The organism is Neobacillus sp. DHD-1R, from assembly GCF_057747995.1.
Genome location: NZ_CM173232.1, coordinates 954,262 through 971,535, shown reverse-complemented (window position 1 = coordinate 971,535; position 17,274 = coordinate 954,262). Strand labels below are relative to the sequence as shown.

Below are 17,274 nucleotides of genomic sequence, written 5' to 3'. Positions count from 1 at the left end.
ACTAGAAAAATACGCCGTTTTCATCCTGTGAAATTTTCTCATATTTGATTCAACTCTTTTTCCGTAAATTTATGTTTAGTTATTATGCTTAAGTAATTTTCTATAGGGATTATATGTACATTATAGCAGTGACAACGTAGATAAATTGGGGCGGAAATGAAGAGATTTTTTGACAAATTTGTGACTAGATGGGATAATAAAACAAGGTAACAATATAACTATTGCTACCTTGTTTAACTACAGTTTTATTCAATTTTCATTTTAAGCTAACAAGTAGTGGCGCTATTTGTTGGCTTATTTTTTATTTTTTAGCACCTGGTTGTAGTGGGCTGTAATTACTCCAAGTAGTTTCATCACTTGCAATGGATCCATCATGACATCCGAAACATACTGACATACCAGTGTAACGTTTTAATGCAGATGATGGGTTAGGATCTTTCAAATAATCTGTGGCAGCAGTTGTAGCGGCAGCTGCATCTCCAGCATAATTTGCAGGATCAAATGGTGCCCCAACTGCGGTTAAATCAGTAAGTCCTCTGTCTAAAGAGTCTTTCATGATTGTTGCATCTGTACCGTGTGCATAGTGACAGCGTACGCAAGTCAACCTGTCAGTATCAGTTTGGTGACGGTGAGCATCTGTAAATACGCCAGTATCAGCATTAGCATAAGTTGCAGATAGGTAGTCAGTGTGACAAGAAGCACAGAATTTGCTCATTTGAACGCCACTGTCTTTTACATAAGTAGGAGCAGCACTATCAAAGAAGTCATAGTTGTTTGTAACTTTATCTACAGCTGAGCCGATTAGGAATGTAGCACCATCGATGCTAGCAGCGGTTGTATCACCATTTTTGCTATATGCAAATCCGTCTGTCCAAACATAAACGAAGTCGGCAGTTGCAGGTTTAGCAGTACCAGCAACTTTTAATTGAGTTTCTATAGCTGGTCTTCCCCCATCAGAACGTACCCATAATGAAGAGTCTTCAATATATTTCTTGCCTTTGTAATCCCATTTGTAAGTTGAGATAACTGTAGAACCAGCAGGAACTGCTGCTCTCTTGAAGAAGACGTTTGCATCTACTGCAGCTTGGTCAGCTAAAGTTTGTCTTACAAGGATATAATCTCCAACATTTGTAGCAGGTAATGAAGCTTTTTCGTAGATGGATTTGTTTGTAAACTTCATACCGCCGTTTGTTTGTCCAGCAGTAATGGTATTTTCAGTCTTAACCCATCCAGCAGGGTCAGATTTTAGTAAACGAGTGCTATCAGATCCATGGGGATTATGACAGCTAGCACAAGTGAACTCACCAGCCCAGTTACCAGTATCAGTATGGTTACCGCCTGGGGCAGCTTTAACATCAACAGTACCATCTGCTAAGTGAACAGACATGTTGCCATCATGTGTTCCGCCGAATGTACCAGCGTTGGTTGGGTCACCAAATACATTATTTGCTCCCATTGTACCATCATGACATGCAGCACAAGTGCTGTATGTGCCATCTCTGAATAAAAGGTAGTGGTCTTCACCAGTGTGTGTTTGGTGACAGCTTGCACATGAGTTTGTATTATTTTGATATGAACCGTGCATTTTTTGACCTGATCTTTTTTTACTTAAGCCTTCAAAACCAGTTTCGTTGGCGTTGACTAAATTAGTGCTATGGTCAACAACGACTTCTGATCCTTCAGGATTGTGGTTATCAGCAATAAGCACATCACCACTTGCAACAATAACAGTTGGTGCAGTTTTGTATGCAAGTTCAACTGAGTATCTTGCTCCTACTGTTAATACTGGAGATGTATAAGATCCAGTTTTATCTGCAAGAGTTGTTACATCAACAGTATCTTTAACAGCATTAGCCGAATCTCTAAGTGTTACTGTAAAAACTGTACCTGCAGCATCAGTAGTTAAACCTTTAAACGTTGCTGTAGCAGTATTAGCACCTGCAGTTTGAGATACAGCAAAGCTCATTGCACTTTTCGCAAAAGCAGCAGTGCTAAGCATTCCCACTAAAAGTAAAGCAAGTATTAGTGAGAAGCTAAGTTTTTTCTTACTCATTCCAAAAACCTCCCATTTTTTCTCTCTGTCTCTCTCTGTTTCTCTGTGTTTTTGATTTTTTACTTATAAATCTCCTATTGCCCTCTCTGCCGATGCATCACCTCCTTAAAGAAAGCTTTGGCTTTAATAGTAAACTGCAACTCTTTGGTTAAAGGTATCAGTTATATAAAGCTGGCTCTTTTCATCGATAAATAAACCGTTCGGCAAGAAAAATTGATCATTTTCTCCGCCTAAGCCACCAAATTGATAGATTTGCTCTCCTTTTTTATTAAATCCATATACATAATGGGTCATATTATCAATCATGTATAAATTGCCTTTTGAATCTACTGCTAACCCTCTTGGATTAACAAACTTCGATTCACCCTTAGCATCCTTATTCCCATTAAGAATTCGTTTGAATTTCCCTTTTTTATCATAGATAACAACTCTTTGGTTTCCTGAGTCAGCTACATAAATGTTTTCATCCTGATCAACTGTGACGGCATTAGGTGAGTTTAACAAATCATCCTTATTAGTACCTGATTTTATTTCTAGAAGTTTTTTTCCCTCAAGGTTAAAGACCATTACTTTCTTACTTTCAACGTCGGTAACATATAGCTTTTTACCAAAGATTCTTAAACCGCCAGGACTTGTAATAGATGGTGTAGAACTGCCTTTTTCCTCAAAATATTTTATAAACTTTCCTTTTTTTGTAAAAATTGAAATTTTACCATTATATAAATCTGCTACATAAACATTTCCATCTTTATCTCCTGCAATACCATATGGGAATTTAAATTCACCTTGCCCCTCCCCTTCTTTACCGAATTTGAAAAAGGGACTGCCAGATGAATCAAAAACCTGAACCTGTTTATGATTTGTATCGGTTACATAGACATATTCTCCAATTTTTGCAACATCCATCGGTTTATCAAATGGAGTCTTGAAATCTCCTTGAATAAAATAGCTAAAATGCGGCGCGCCACCTTTTACTGTATTAGCAACCTTACCAACATCATTTCCTAAATTTAAAAAATAGATGACTGCAAAAAGAACAACGGATAACCCAGCAATGGTTCCCATCAATATATAAACAGTTTTTCTTTTCAAAGGGTCCAACTCCTTTCATTCATGTTTTAATCTTTGGCTGCTAATCGATCAAGAGCTTTAAGTGCTGGCTTATAAAGGGGATCATATGAAAGTGCATCCTTGTAAATAGCCTCAGCATCTTTTTTCTTCCCCTGATCTTCTGCAACGAGTCCTATCTCATAAATCGTATCAGTGTTCCCTTCATTTAAACTATCCGCTTCATTTAAGGCTTTGTTGGCTTCTTTATACATTTTTAACTTACGGTAACATCTTCCCTTAAGGAGGTGACCCTTATAGTCCTTTGGAGAAATTTCCGTTGCCTTTATGGCATTTTGTAAGGCATCATCTATTTTATTTTGCTTATCATAGACAATACTTAAATTTAAATAGGCATCAAAGTAATTTTTATCAAGTGATTTAGCTGTTTTATATTCCTTTATGGCATCATCATAATTTTCATTTAAAAAATAGGCATACCCTAATTGAACTCTGTTTTTCGGGTCATTTGGACTCTTATTAACTTCTTGTTTATAAAACTTAATTTGTTCAGCAATTTGTTCAGAGTCCGTATTACTCCAAAGATACCTATCACTGATAAAATATCCAGCAGTCAAACATATAGCTAGAGTTCCTACTAATAATATGGTTGTCTGCCACCAAGTAAATCGGTCCTTTTTTTTCTTTTCAGGCCCTTTTGTTTGAAGTTGTTCCTCTGTTTGCATACGAACCCTCCTACTTTTTTGAAATTACTACTCCTCTTTGTGACAAGAAGAACATTTAGTCTCATTGTGGCACTGATAACATGTTTCTGATACCTTAACTCCTTTTGGAAGTCTAATAGGATGCGTTTGTCTCCACTCCTTGCCATCATGGCTGCTAGGATGACAACTGCTGCATGTGACATTAGATGTTTTGTTTTTGCCTGTCTTTTGATAGTCATGACAGGTTAAACATGCTTCTTCGTTCTTATTTGCAAGAGTTCCATGATTGCTAATAAATCTCTTGTTATGACTTGGCGGGCGTTGTAAATGACACGACTTACAATAAGTATTTTCTTTAGCGTATTCTTGAGGATTGACTTTCTTCGTTTCAATCTTTTCATCATTTAAAAATTTAGTATATGCAGGCTGATCATTAAATAAATTGATCTCCTCGCTAGACATATATTGGTGGCACTCATTACACTTATTCACATCTTTTTTAGCCAAATTGCCGTGTGTTTCAAGTTTGAAATCTTGTTTTTTATGACTTTTTGGAAACATCGTTGTTGTATGACACGATTTACACTCTGTTGTTACTTGACGTGCTTTATGACAATCCATACACGTTTCCATTTTAGGGCTTGTAAACTTAATATCACTCATCATTGATTTACCCAGTGATGAATCCCATTTTGCATAGTCAGATTTAAATGTCACTTTTCGTTCAGCAATCTTTCCATGTGCAACTCCACTATGACATTGGGTACACTTAATATCCTTAGCTAAGTGCTTATCATGAGGGATGATGAGATCTCCTGAGGCAGTTACCTCACGGGCATCCATATTGTGACATGATTCACAAGCGGAATTTGGTATGTCTTTAGGCATTTGAATTGGTGCTGTGTACGTGTTGGTTTTTTGTTTATAAAGCTCAACTACCCCTTCAGCTTTATCTTTCGCTATGTTTTTGGCCCCTGGTTGGACATGACAGTTAACACAATCCACTTCACTGTGTGTGGATGCTTTCCAAGTGTAGTACTCAGGTTTCATCTCATGACAGGATGAACAAAACTTTGAGCTTGATGTTGCTTCTAGCCCTAGTCCACCAAAAACGATGAAAAGGGCTAGAATCAACAATGTTAAAGTCGCAATTTTGATTAACTTATAGCGAAATTGGGGAGGGGTCGGCTGCTCTTGTTCATGATTTTCTTCCATAAAAGCGACCCTCCTTTAATTTTTTTAGTTTTTCACATCAGATTTAAAGCCAGTTCTATGGCAGTATTGGCAATAAACATCTGTTGGCGCTTTTACTTCAGTAGAACCTTCTTTAGGTTTATCACGATCGTGGCAGACAAAACATTCAGCTTTTGCATCAGCTGTCAAAGCTTTATCAGCATGGCCAGTTAACCATTCGTTACTTTCAGCGTGACTTGCTGGGCGGTTAGCGTGACAGGCACTACAGAATTTATTGATTCTTGATTGCTCTTTTACAACGGTAATATTAGGTACATATTTCGTTTTTGTTTCTTTCATCTTAAGTAAAGACATGATGTCTTCTTTTGGTATTTCTCTAGCCCATTTCGAATCCTGGTGACAGTTCATACACTTATCTAACGTTTGAATTGCTGTGCTGCCGTGGTTTCCATTCCAACCTGCCACTTTGTGGCTCTTAGGCACCTTTACCTTTTTATGACAAGTTTCACAGGCCATGGAAAGTTTCACGTCTTTTTGCTGTTTACCAATTGCTTGTAAAATGATGTCTTGTGTTTTTTGATCGTGTTCTGTTAAAGCCTCTGCCTCAGTCTTTTCAGTTTCGTTTGTTGCTACCGTGGTTGCTTCACTAGCCGTTTCTTTTTTGTTTTCTTCCAGTTTTTTCTCTACCTCTTCAGGATTTGGCGGAACATTATAAGATGCTTCCTTCCAAGGCTTTTCGCCATTATTGACTTTGTCATGGCAGTCAATACATGTTCCCATGTTAGGTCTCAAGTATTTTTCTTCCATTAACTTTTCTGCACTCTCTTTTGTCCATTTACCGCGAACCTCTTCAGTGTTGATACCGCGGGTAGCCATTTTCGCATGGACAACTCCTGCGTGACAGGTAATACAAGGAATATCTTCTTCGATATGTCCTTTGTGATTAACCTTTAAGTCACCCGATGCGGTAACAAGCCGATTTTTAGAATGACATTGTAAACAGTTTTCATTGGAAACTGCCTCTTCTTCTGTTTGAACAATTTGTTCAGGTACTCCTGTAACGTGATAGTAAACTTCTTTAAGCGATTTCACTTTATGTGTCAGCATGTTGATGGTTCCTGGTTTAATATGGCACTGTACACATGTGATTTGATTATGAGCACTAGCTGTATAGGTTGAATACTCTGGTGCCATTTCGTGACAGCTTGAACAGAATGACGGAGAGTTTGTAAACGTGAGGACTCCATATCCTCCTCCAAATAAAATAATACAACCAATAAGCGACGCAAATAATAATTTCCACCTGTTAACAGGATTCTTCCAATCTATTCCTCTGAACTTTTGCCAGAGTCTTCGTATTGGGCCTGGTTTTTTTCTATTTTCTCTAGAAACGGGATCTGTTTCTTTATTTTTTCTCCCCCAAAAGGCCACTTTACTCACCCTTCCCATTTTGGATTTATTCTCTCTATTTATTTTCCAACTTAACCTCTCTAAAGGTAGTATCTAACATTGTTAGAGTATAATCCAATGTACAATTTGTGAATATTTCTACACACCTGTGACAAATTTTTTAACTCTAAAAACAACTTGTAAACCTTGTTATATCAATGATTTCCTTATCACTATACCAATAGTGTTAACGTGCATTAAAATCTATATTTATACAATATAAAATGGATTTATGCATTTTTTATTAATTCTAAGCTGGGCCAATTCTAAATAGAATTCAATTCACGTTTAAAAGTCATCAGTTTGTCAAATATGGCAAAAAAACGAAACTGAAATTAGATGTTCTTGATTGAAAGATATATAATAGTAGAATGACAATTTTTCCTTCCTGACTAACATTGTTGTCACTGTTTAGATGAAATGGTAAGATGAAAAGGGAAATTATCGAATATTTTTGACATGACTATTTTTGAAAAAATTGTACTTTGAGTCTCGATAAAAAGGAGCGTTCATCAGAGATGGGGATTTTAAATAAAGTTTTTGATCTGAACAAACGCGAGCTGAAGCGGTTAGATAAGCTTGCTTTAAAAATTGACGCACTTGCGGTTGAAACGGAAAGATTAACCGATGACCAGCTTCGTGAAAAAACAGAGGAGTTCAAGTCCCGTTATCAAAATGGCGAAACACTTGATGATCTGCTTGTTGAAGCATTTGCAGTGGTTCGTGAAGGGGCGCGCCGTGTCCTTGGCTTGTATCCGTATCATGTTCAGCTAATGGGGGGAATTTCTCTCCATGAAGGGAATATTTCGGAGATGAAGACTGGTGAAGGTAAAACGTTAACCGCGACCATGCCGGTTTATTTGAATGCCATCTCTGGCAAAGGCGTTCATGTGGTAACAGTCAACGAATATTTAGCAAGCCGGGACGCATCTGAAATGGGTGAATTGTATCAATTTTTAGGCCTAACCGTTGGCTTAAATTTGAACAGTATGGATAAGGATGAAAAACAGGCTTCCTATGCCTGTGATATTACCTACGGTACCAACAATGAATTTGGCTTTGACTACCTGCGTGACAATATGGTCCTTTATAAGGAACAAAAGGTCCAGCGTCCACTTTTTTATGCAGTTATTGATGAAGTTGACTCCATCTTAATCGATGAAGCCCGTACACCACTGATTATTTCAGGGTCGGCGCAGAAATCAGCTGTCCTCTACATCCAAGCAAATGCGTTTGTCCGGATGCTGACAAAGGATACCGATTATACGTATGATGAAAAAACTAAGGGTGTTATGTTGACAGAGGAAGGGATCAGCAAAGCCGAGAAAGCCTTCGGAATTGAAAACCTCTTTGATATGGCACATGTTACTTTGAACCATCATATTAACCAGGCGTTAAAGGCAAATGTCAGCATGCATCTTGATGTTGATTATGTAGTGCAGGAAGGCGAAATTGTCATTGTTGACCAATTTACTGGTCGTTTAATGAAGGGCCGCCGCTATAGTGAAGGCTTGCACCAAGCAATTGAAGCAAAAGAAGGCCTTGAAGTTCAAAACGAAAGTATGACAATGGCCACAATTACGTTCCAAAACTACTTCCGTATGTATGAAAAATTAGCTGGTATGACTGGTACAGCCAAAACGGAAGAAGAAGAATTCCGCAATATTTATAATATGAATGTTATTGTCATCCCGACGAACAGACCAATCGCCCGTGATGACCGGCCTGATTTAATTTACTCATCCATGGATGGTAAGTTCCGTGCCGTGGTCGAAGATATTGCCGAACGTAATCAAAAAGGACAGCCGGTGCTTGTTGGTACGGTCGCGATTGAAACGTCTGAGCTCATTTCAAATTATTTATCCAAAAAACGGATTCAGCACAATGTCTTGAATGCGAAAAACCATGAACGTGAAGCCGAAATTATTGCGGAAGCCGGTCACAAGGGTTCCGTAACAATTGCGACGAATATGGCTGGTCGTGGTACGGACATTAAGCTTGGCGAAGGTGTGATCGAACTTGGCGGTCTAGCCGTTATTGGAACCGAGCGCCACGAGAGCAGACGGATTGATAACCAGCTCCGCGGACGTTCCGGACGTCAAGGGGACCCTGGTGTCACTCAGTTCTACTTATCAATGGAAGACGAATTAATGCGCCGCTTTGGCTCCGATAATATGAAAAACATGATGCAAAAGCTTGGCATGGATGACACTCAGCCCATTCAAAGCAAGATGGTGTCCCGTGCGGTGGAATCAGCGCAGAAACGTGTTGAAGGAAATAACTTCGATGCGCGGAAGCAGCTATTGCAATATGATGACGTACTACGTCAACAGCGTGAGATTATATACTCCCAGCGTGATGAAGTGTTAGAATCAGAAAATCTTCGTGACATTGTTCAAAAGATGATTCTAAATTCGATTGAGCGTAATGTTAATGCCCATGCCTCTCTTCATGAGGATGAAGAAGACTGGAATCTTCAAGCCATTGTGGATTATGTAAATGCTACCCTTCTGAATGAAGGCGACATTACCGTTGAAAATCTTAAGGGCAAGGACCCTGAGGAAATAGTAGAAGCCATCTTGGAAAAAGTAAAAGAGCGTTACGAAGAGAAGGAGCAGATTCTTTTCCCTGAACAAATGCGTGAATTTGAAAAGGTTGTTACCTTAAGGGCAGTTGACTCCAAGTGGACGGACCATATTGATGCGATGGATCAGCTTCGCCAAGGTATCCATTTACGTGCATATGGACAAATCGATCCGTTGCGTGAATACCAGCATGAAGGCTTTGCGATGTTTGAAGCGATGATTCAATCGATTGAAGACGAAACCGCCATGTACATCATGAAGGCTGAAATCCGCAATAACCTTGAGCGTCAAGAGGTAGCAAAAGGACAAGCGGTGAATCCGAAAGAAGACGGCGAGCCTGTTAAGAAGAAACCAAAAGTAAACCAGATCGATGTCGGCCGCAATGACCCATGTATCTGTGGCAGTGGCAAGAAGTATAAGAACTGCTGCGGGGCAGCGAAATAACTCAAATGTGGACTTTTAAGACCGGTGAACGAATCACCGGTCCTTTTTCTTTTAACAAGGATCTTTGGTTTAGTTCCACTTAAATTTTGAACAGAGGCTGCGTTGTTTATTTGCCAGATATACAAACTCTATAAACAAATAAAAGGTGCGCCATGTCAGGCGCACCTTTTGTATTGATCCTGTATAATCAATTATAATCTCTCATAAATTGAAGGACTTCTAAATCAATCCATCCTGTTTTTTGTTCTCTCATTTCAAAGTTTTCAGTATGGATAAAGGCGGTAAGTGCCTGTTGAATATGTTCATCGCTTGCTGCATCAACTGAAAGGTAAGCAAGTCTTGTTAAATGGTGTACCACTTCTGTTTTAACTTCCCCTTCAATTGCTGCAACCTTTTCCGGCTTTGATGGGGAAAAATATAATTGCTGTAATTGAAAAATTCGGATGAGCTCCCTGATTGGTTCAGGATGGTCGTCCACTCGCAAATCAATAAAACGGTCATTAAAGCCTCAATAACCACCTTTTTCTTTTACAACATAAAGAGCGGCAGATTGTTTTCCTCTGCTGTCGCCACCCGCTTCCTGGCCTGCATCAAGTGCCGCAAGAAGCCTCGCAGCTAATGTTCCCTCAGCCTCATCAAACGTTCTAGCCATCGCTTCTACAGTCTTTTCATCCACTAAGATATTTCCTTGTGCGGCAAAGTTATGTCCTGTAAGGCCACCGGCCCAGTCATAGCATTCCCTTCCAGTAAAGGTTGCTGCATTTCCGGCTGCATCAATAAGGCCAACTTGGCGCATTTCCCGTTCAGGATCCTCTGCAAGCAATAGCTCAAGTGCTTCTTGCGCAGACTTTCCTTGTGCCATTAATTCCAATCCCTTTGGGCCATAGGCTGTATTTGCATAAGACTGAGTCGCTACCGCTCCTACACCTGCTTTAGCCCAAGGAACAACAGAGCCCACACCTAGAAATTTTGATTGAACAGCAATTCCCCATTCTTTTTCGATAGGGTCAAAGCCAAGGATTGAAAATGTCATGAGTAAATCCAGCCTCCAAATTTATAAAAATAAATATCTTGAAATCCATTTTGAACACTTTTAAAGGTTGATTAGATAGAAGAATCAGAGTTTATTATACCTAAATAATTTATATAGATGAGGCATAAGCGGAACGCCCCCGAATGGCTGGGAGACGGACGAGTCTCACTCAATAAAAATTCTTCACAGGTATAAAATCTATAATTTTCTAAAACTCCAAAAAAACGCCGCTCCATTGGAGCAGCGCTTTTTCATATATTTATTGTGCTTCAATTAAGCCGTAGCGGCCATCTTTCCGCTTGTAGACAACATTTGTACGATTATTATCTGAATTCGTAAATACATAGAAACTGTGACCAAGCATGTTCATTTGTAAGATTGCCTCTTCACTATCCATAGGCTTCAAATCGAAACGTTTTGTCCGAACTAGCTCAAGATCATCTTCATCTACAACTACATCATTAACTTCAGGGCTTTCAGTGGCAAAGGTAACTGGTAAATCACCTTTTTCACGGAATTTACGGTTGACTTTTGTTTTGTGCTTGCGGATTTGGCGCTCAAGTTTATCAGTAATCAAATCAATTGCCCCATACATATCCACGTTTGTTTCCTCAGCACGTAAAACTAATTGTGGGAGTGGAATGGTTACCTCTACTTTTGAAGTTTTATCTTGATTGAATCTTAGATTCACATTTACGTTTGCTTCTAGTGCTTCTGTAAAATAACGCTCCAATTTAGAAATTTTTCTTTCAACATATTCTCTAATTGCTGGAGTTACCTCAATGTTTTCGCCACGTACGTTATAGTTCATGTGGACTCCTCCTTTAGTTAAGGCTATGTATTACATTTCTATTTTACCCTCTTATTATCCTGCTAAATCCTAACAATAATTTTGTCGAATTATTGACAAAAACAACGGGAAAATAGTGAGAATGTTTTCTATCACCTTTGACAAGGATAAGCAGGTTTACTAAAATGAATAGTTATTCATCTTAATTTTAATATTACTAGGGACAATTTTCCAGTAAAATGCTCACCGAAATCCACTTGTATTGTGTCCTTTCCACATGGACAGTGTCCACGAATGGTGTCAGGCACTATCAAAGGCACTAACGAGCAAGTGTCACGGACTGAATGCTCACAGCCCCTGCTTCTTTTAATAGTTTGGCTGCATGTCTTAGGGTGGAGCCGGTTGTGTAAATATCGTCGACTACGACGATTTTTTTCCCTTCTATGTGGATCTCAGGATCGATGTTAAAAACTTGTTTTAGATGGATCCGCTCTGACCTTGATTTTTTTGATTGTTTTTCGGAGTGGATCCGCGTGAGAATAGCCGAGGTAAAAAAGCCTGCTGCTGTTAAAAGGGCTGCAGCTTGATTAAATCCGCGCTCATAAAGTCTCTCTTCACTTAATGGTATTGGTACAAATAAATCTGCATCCAGTTTTGAAAGCTCTTCTTTAAAATATTCGGCAAATATCTTTACTAATACATAATCGCCGCGAAATTTATATTTCGCCAGCAGTTCTTTTAAAAAATCATTATAAAGAAACAAAGAGTTATTTTTTTTGAGGCATCCCTGCCAATTCGGATCCTCCTCCCAGCGGAAACAATCATGGCATAGCTCCCCATCGCGAAACCTTTGATCTAGGAGGCGAAACTGCCTGCTGCAGACTCGGCAGGTTTCCCCCACTATTTTTTCTAGTTTCCCTTCACATTCAGAGCAAAGGAGATGTTCTGTTTCGATAGAGAAAATCGCTCTCCACCCTATGGCAGGATGGATGACATGATGGCAATATATACAGTGGTCTTGATGGAAAAAATTCATGGTTTGACTCCTTTCTTCCCTCATTAAGCATCAAGTAAACCTTTTTTCAATCCTTCTCGATTCATCGAGACAATTTGCTTCCTTGCCTTCAGCATCTCTTCCGTTTTTCCATAATGAAAAAATGTCACCACTCCATCTGGATAATCCTTGCTCCTGCCTGCTCTACCGGCAATTTGAACAAGCGCACTTTCTGTAAAAATGCTATCTTCAGCCCCCACCACGGCTACGTCGATATTAGGAAAGGTAACCCCCCGCTCGAGGATAGTGGTCGTTAGCAGTAATGGAATTTCGTGCGCGCGCATCTTTTGAACCTTATGTTTTCGGTCAGGGTCTTCTGCATGGACTGCTTCGATGGCTGGATTGAGTTTGCGGAGAATAGTAAGAGCTTTTTCCATCAAGGGAATATGTGGAAAAAAGACTAGGACTTGTTTGTTTGATTGCAGTCGCTTTGTGATCCACACGATGACGGTTTGCGGGAGTTTGTTTTTGTGAAGCTGCTTTTGCCAGTTTCCACACCAGACAAAATGTGGAGCGGGCAATGGATGGCGGTGGAAGCGGGCGGGGATGGTGGTGTATGCTCTTTTTCCAAGACGGCATTCTCTTTGCCATTTACTATTCGGTGTTGCGGTTAAGTAAATCATGGCTGAAATCGGTTTACGAGCATGTATGGCTGCATGTTGGAGCGATTCCTCCACCGTATAGGGAAAAGCATCGACCTCATCTAAAATAATTGCATCAAAGGCATGGTAAAATCGGAGCAGCTGGTGGGTAGTAGCAATTGTCAGAGGGGCGAATAAATACCTGTCCTCGCTCCCACCATAAAGAGCGGCAACTGGAATATCTGGAAAAGCCGCTTTCAGCCGCGGTGTTAGTTCTAGGACAACATCGGTTCTTGGTGTGGCGATACAAATTCTTTTTTTGGCAGCTAGTGCGGACTCAATTCCTCGAAACAGGACTTCTGTTTTCCCTGCGCCACAGACGGCCCAGATGAGATGCTCTTGATTTTGCCGGATCGCCTCAACCACATGATTGGATGCCGCCCTTTGGCCATCTGAAAGTGTCCCTTGCCAGGCCATGATCTTGGGCGGAAGGATGGTGTCAGGCACCGGGCCATTCCAGCCTATGAGTGGTGTGCACTCACTGATTCGCCCCATCATAATACATTTGCGGCAGTAACGGCATGTTTCCCCACACCGAGAACAGGGGAAAGTAGCAAATAATTGCGGATTCTTGTTACCACACCTGGTGCAAATCGACAGTTTCCCATTATAGTCAATTCCTCTACGGTACGTGATGTATCCATTTTGATAATGGGATTGGATTTCATCGGGGTGAAATCCGATATCATCATGGAGGAGCTGTTTGCCGGTTAGAAGGTGCTGGAGGTCGGGATTGTAGACGAAAGTTGGATTGAGTGGCGGCTGTGGGATGGTTGGTATTGTCGAGATGGGGAGGGCTTCATTCTCTGTAGTGCTCGGCATTAAAATTCCATTTTTTATAATAAAACGCATGGTGGCACCTTTTCTGGGCATAGATGATAGATACGATTTTTGGTTTTACCCGACGCTGGTAAGTTTAATCGAAACAGGATTTTTTGGGTGGTGTTATCGGTTGGAAGATGCAGGAAACTTCGAAGTTCATAATTTGTAATCGTTGGTTTAATCAAGTAGAAATAGTCACTGATGGCATCTAAATGGGCATCCTTTGAGGTAGTTTGGCAAACAGAGCAAATCCATTTACCTCGTTTGTAATTCATCGGGATTTGTTGGCATTTATCATTGGGACAGCAAACGCCACTGCGAATATCTTTTTCTGTAAGATTGTATTCTTTTAAAATGTTAATTGGCACGGGGTTATGCTGATTTAACAGTAATTCTCCTAATTTGTTCATCGTCTGTTTATCGACCCTTTCATGTTTATATCGCTGCTCAAAATTCCCAATTTTATTAAACACATCTCTACCTTTACAAACTTTGCTAAAATCGACCTTTTCCATTGGATTAGTTTTTAAGATCGTATTCGTACTCTTAAAAAATATAAGGGTATCAATCGGTAACAAATTGAAATCATTTTTAACCATCCAACTGCTTAAGAGAGATTGCAGTCTTTGGCATTGGACTCGGGGATCTTCGAAAGCTTCTTCCGTTCCGTCTACATTTATACGAATTAGCTGTTTGAATACATTATCAAAAACCAAAGTACCAATGATGTTTTTTGCTTCGATGATTAGGATATAGTTTTGTGATAGGAGAAGAGTATCAATTTGAAAGTGAATACCATTGATTTGTAGTTGGAGGTCATGAAAGATGAGGTATTTTTCTAGTGGTAGTTCTTTTACATAATTAGCTAGTGCAATTTCGCCCCAGTAACCAGCCCATCTTTTGGCAAGGTCTTTTTCAATTTCTTGATATTTACTATGGCTAATGAGAAGGCGTTTTTTTAAGATTATTGTTAGAAATAGCCTTTGTGGCGGGGTTAATTCTTTCCTAATCAATTAGTTCATCACTCCTTTTTCTTTCATAAAAAATTCTTGCTTTAAGAGTTTCTGCAACTAATGTAGAAATTCCTGCTAATTTGTCAGAAGTTTTGTGGAACTTTTTATGATCGTCCACTTGTCATGGAAGTGATTCCGCCACACTTTGCTGGGATTCCGCCAACTTGAATGGGGATTCCGCCAAACTGCGAATCGATTCCGCCAACTTTTACCTGGATTCCGCCAAACTGACCTTCGATTCCGCCAAACCCCTTTCAATTACCTTTTTTATAAAAATTTCTTACTGCGGTTGTGCCCCTTTGAAGCTGTTATCCTTTTTTTAGATGATTCCGCCATCTCAGACCAGGATTCCGCCAACTTGAATGGGGATTCAGCCAAACTGTGAATCGATTCCGCCAACTTTTACCTGGATTCCGCCAAACTGACCTTCGATTCCGCCAAACCCCTTTCAATTACCTTTTTTATAAAAATTTCTTGCTGAGGTTGTGCCCCTCTGATGCTAGAATCCCTTTTTCAGATGATTCCGCCATCTCAGACCGGAATTCCGCCAAACTGGGCGGGATTTCCGCTAAACTATGAATTGATTCCGCCAACTTTTACCGGGATTCCGCCAAACTGACCTTCGATTCCGCCAACCCCCTTTCTATCAACTACACACACCACACATACAGCCCGATCAAACATAAAAAACCATTCCGGCCTAATAATCCGGAATGGCAGCAAACCAAATAATATTTTTATTTTTTCATCCAGCCCAAACCCATTGAACCTTCCCCTAGGTGGGTGCCAATGACAGCGCCAAAGTAACCTATTGAGAAGTCGACGTTTGGATACAAGGCGGACAATTCAGTGCGCCATTCCTCCGCCTCGTTTTTGCGATTCGCGTGAATAATAACGGCTTGGTATTCACCGCCTCTTTTGGCATCTTCGCCGAGCAGGTCCATGATTCGTTTCATGGCCCTTTTCCGAGTGCGGATTTTTTCAAATGGAACAATCACCTTGTTTTCGAAATGCAGCAATGGTTTAACCTGCAGCAGACTGCCAATAATAGCTTGGGCACTGGAGAGCCGGCCGCCGCGTTGTAAATGATTGAGATCATCGACCATAAAATAGGCTCGGGCCGTTTTTTTCAACTCTTCCAACCTGGTTATAATGGTGTCAGCATCCTCACCGCGCATCGCCATTCCTGCCGCTTCAAGCGCATAAAAGCCTTGGACCATACAGCTAATTTCGGTATCAAACGGAAAAACCTCGAGGCCCTCTACCATCGTACCGGCCGTGACCGCTCCTTGAAACGTCCCGCTGATACCGCTTGAAAGGTGAATACTGATGACTGCGTCATAGCTTTGCGAAAGCTGCTCAAACAGCTCGACAAATTCCCCAATCGGCGGCTGAGATGTAGTCGGCAGCTCTTTTGTTTTTACCTCTTCATAGAATTCATCTGCCGTTAGGTCAACTTCCTCCTGATAAACCTCATTCCCGAAAATCACATGTAACGGGATCATATGTATATTCCATTTTTCTCTTAAATCCTTCGGTATGTACGCGGTGCTATCCGTGACAATTGCCGTTTTCATATTGGTATACCATCCTTGTTTATTAACTACACTATGTTATGACTAATATTTTATATGAAAACTACCTAAAATGCATTAATAAAAAAGAACACGCTAGATCAGCGTGCCCATTTACTTGCTATACATTATTTCACTTCCACCCAGCCGTTTTTAATTGCAGCCACAACGGCTTGGGTACGGTCATTCACATTCATTTTTTGTAAAATATTACTTACGTGGTTTTTCACCGTTTTTTCACTAATGAATAAGGATTCGCCGATTCCACGGTTGCTTTTTCCATCAGCAAGCATTTGCAGGACTTCACATTCGCGGCGTGTTAAAAGATGAAGCGGACGGCGAATATCAAGAGTTTGTATGTAGCCGCCACCACCGCGGGCAGCTGTTGTTGCAAGCTTACGGTATTCATTTACTAAATTGTGAGTCACTTTTGGATGTAAGTACGAACCACCATCTGCTACGACCCGAACCGCCTCAATCAAAGCATCTGCATCCATTTCTTTTAAAAGATAGCCACATGCACCAGTTTTTAATGCATGGGTCACATAATTTTCATCATCATGAATGGATAAAATGATAACCTTCGTGTTTGGGTATTGTTCAATTAACTCGCGGGTTGCCTCAACACCATTCATTTGCGGCATATTAATATCCATAATGACGACATCTGGTTGATACTCCTGAACAAGACCTAATGCATCGCTGCCATCGTCACCTTCGGCCACAACTTGGAACGACTTTTCAAACTCTAGTATTCTCTTAACGCCTTCTCTGAATAATTGGTGATCGTCTATAATGGCAATTTTAGTAGTCAATTGCTACGCCCCCTAATCTTCCATTTCAATTTTAT

Annotated in this window: 12 protein-coding genes and 1 pseudogene; 1 reads left to right on the top strand and 12 read right to left on the bottom strand. The window is 40.2% G+C overall.

The window, feature by feature from the left end; genetic code table 11:
• Window positions 1–301: 301 nt before the first annotated feature.
• From AC3ANL_RS04505 to AC3ANL_RS04485, 5 genes are all read right to left on the bottom strand, one after another.
• Complete coding sequence (locus AC3ANL_RS04505) at window positions 302–2,053, bottom strand: cytochrome c3 family protein (RefSeq protein WP_488328071.1); 1,752 nt, start codon at window positions 2,051–2,053, stop codon at window positions 302–304.
• Window positions 2,054–2,176: 123 nt separating this feature from the next.
• Window positions 2,177–3,145: a 6-bladed beta-propeller gene (locus AC3ANL_RS04500; protein ID WP_488328070.1), complete on the bottom strand. Its 969-nt coding sequence runs from the start codon at window positions 3,143–3,145 to the stop codon at window positions 2,177–2,179.
• Between the two features lie 26 nt (window positions 3,146–3,171).
• Window positions 3,172–3,846 carry a tetratricopeptide repeat protein gene (locus AC3ANL_RS04495; protein WP_488328069.1) on the bottom strand — a complete coding sequence of 225 codons (675 nt, stop codon included), beginning with the start codon at window positions 3,844–3,846 and terminating at the stop codon, window positions 3,172–3,174.
• A gap of 27 nt (window positions 3,847–3,873) precedes the next feature.
• Entirely contained in the window at window positions 3,874–5,040 is a 1,167-nt protein-coding gene (locus tag AC3ANL_RS04490; protein ID WP_488328068.1) for a NapC/NirT family cytochrome c, read from the bottom strand.
• Window positions 5,041–5,064: 24 nt separating this feature from the next.
• Window positions 5,065–6,468, bottom strand: coding sequence for a cytochrome c3 family protein (locus AC3ANL_RS04485; protein WP_488328067.1), 1,404 nt, complete (start codon window positions 6,466–6,468; stop codon window positions 5,065–5,067).
• Between the two features lie 518 nt (window positions 6,469–6,986).
• On the opposite strand from AC3ANL_RS04485, the gene secA reads away from it, so the two are divergent.
• The gene (gene secA / locus AC3ANL_RS04480; protein ID WP_488328066.1) at window positions 6,987–9,497 is read left to right on the top strand and encodes a preprotein translocase subunit SecA; all 2,511 of its coding nucleotides are present in this window, start codon (window positions 6,987–6,989) and stop codon (window positions 9,495–9,497) included.
• A 187-nt stretch (window positions 9,498–9,684) separates the two neighbouring features.
• Here secA and AC3ANL_RS04475 read toward each other — a convergent pair.
• From AC3ANL_RS04475 to AC3ANL_RS04445, 7 genes and pseudogenes are all read right to left on the bottom strand, one after another.
• Window positions 9,685–10,530, bottom strand: a pseudogene (locus tag AC3ANL_RS04475) (DUF1028 domain-containing protein).
• A 259-nt stretch (window positions 10,531–10,789) separates the two neighbouring features.
• Window positions 10,790–11,341, bottom strand: coding sequence for a ribosome hibernation-promoting factor, HPF/YfiA family (hpf, locus tag AC3ANL_RS04470; RefSeq protein ID WP_488328065.1), 552 nt, complete (start codon window positions 11,339–11,341; stop codon window positions 10,790–10,792).
• 298 nt (window positions 11,342–11,639) lie between these two features.
• Entirely contained in the window at window positions 11,640–12,356 is a 717-nt protein-coding gene (locus AC3ANL_RS04465; protein WP_488328064.1) for a ComF family protein, read from the bottom strand.
• A 23-nt stretch (window positions 12,357–12,379) separates the two neighbouring features.
• Window positions 12,380–13,867 carry an ATP-dependent helicase ComFA gene (locus AC3ANL_RS04460; RefSeq protein WP_488328063.1) on the bottom strand — a complete coding sequence of 496 codons (1,488 nt, stop codon included), beginning with the start codon at window positions 13,865–13,867 and terminating at the stop codon, window positions 12,380–12,382.
• Window positions 13,852–14,850 carry a nuclease-related domain-containing protein gene (locus tag AC3ANL_RS04455; RefSeq protein ID WP_488328062.1) on the bottom strand — a complete coding sequence of 333 codons (999 nt, stop codon included), beginning with the start codon at window positions 14,848–14,850 and terminating at the stop codon, window positions 13,852–13,854. The genes AC3ANL_RS04460 and AC3ANL_RS04455 overlap by 16 nt, the downstream gene beginning before the upstream one ends.
• 737 nt (window positions 14,851–15,587) lie before the next feature.
• A complete protein-coding gene (locus tag AC3ANL_RS04450) occupies window positions 15,588–16,427 on the bottom strand; it encodes a DegV family protein (protein WP_488328061.1) in 840 nt (279 codons plus the stop codon).
• 125 nt (window positions 16,428–16,552) lie between these two features.
• On the bottom strand, window positions 16,553–17,239 hold the full coding sequence (locus tag AC3ANL_RS04445) for a response regulator transcription factor (protein ID WP_488328060.1): 687 nt from the start codon (window positions 17,237–17,239) through the stop codon (window positions 16,553–16,555).
• Between the last annotated feature and the right edge of the window lie 35 nt (window positions 17,240–17,274).

Bases quoted from the DNA above. Each gene is read 5' to 3' on its own strand.
- AC3ANL_RS04450 (WP_488328061.1), bottom strand. From the start codon at position 16,427: ATGAAAACGGCAATTGTCACGGATAGCACCGCGTACATACCGAAGGAT.
- AC3ANL_RS04465 (WP_488328064.1), bottom strand. From the start codon at position 12,356: ATGAATTTTTTCCATCAAGACCACTGTATATATTGCCATCATGTCATC.
- AC3ANL_RS04495 (WP_488328069.1), bottom strand. From the start codon at position 3,846: ATGCAAACAGAGGAACAACTTCAAACAAAAGGGCCTGAAAAGAAAAAA.
- hpf (WP_488328065.1), bottom strand. From the start codon at position 11,341: ATGAACTATAACGTACGTGGCGAAAACATTGAGGTAACTCCAGCAATT.
- AC3ANL_RS04490 (WP_488328068.1), bottom strand. From the start codon at position 5,040: ATGGAAGAAAATCATGAACAAGAGCAGCCGACCCCTCCCCAATTTCGC.
- AC3ANL_RS04505 (WP_488328071.1), bottom strand. From the start codon at position 2,053: ATGAGTAAGAAAAAACTTAGCTTCTCACTAATACTTGCTTTACTTTTA.
- AC3ANL_RS04485 (WP_488328067.1), bottom strand. From the start codon at position 6,468: ATGGGAAGGGTGAGTAAAGTGGCCTTTTGGGGGAGAAAAAATAAAGAA.
- secA (WP_488328066.1), top strand. From the start codon at position 6,987: ATGGGGATTTTAAATAAAGTTTTTGATCTGAACAAACGCGAGCTGAAG.
- AC3ANL_RS04460 (WP_488328063.1), bottom strand. From the start codon at position 13,867: ATGCGTTTTATTATAAAAAATGGAATTTTAATGCCGAGCACTACAGAG.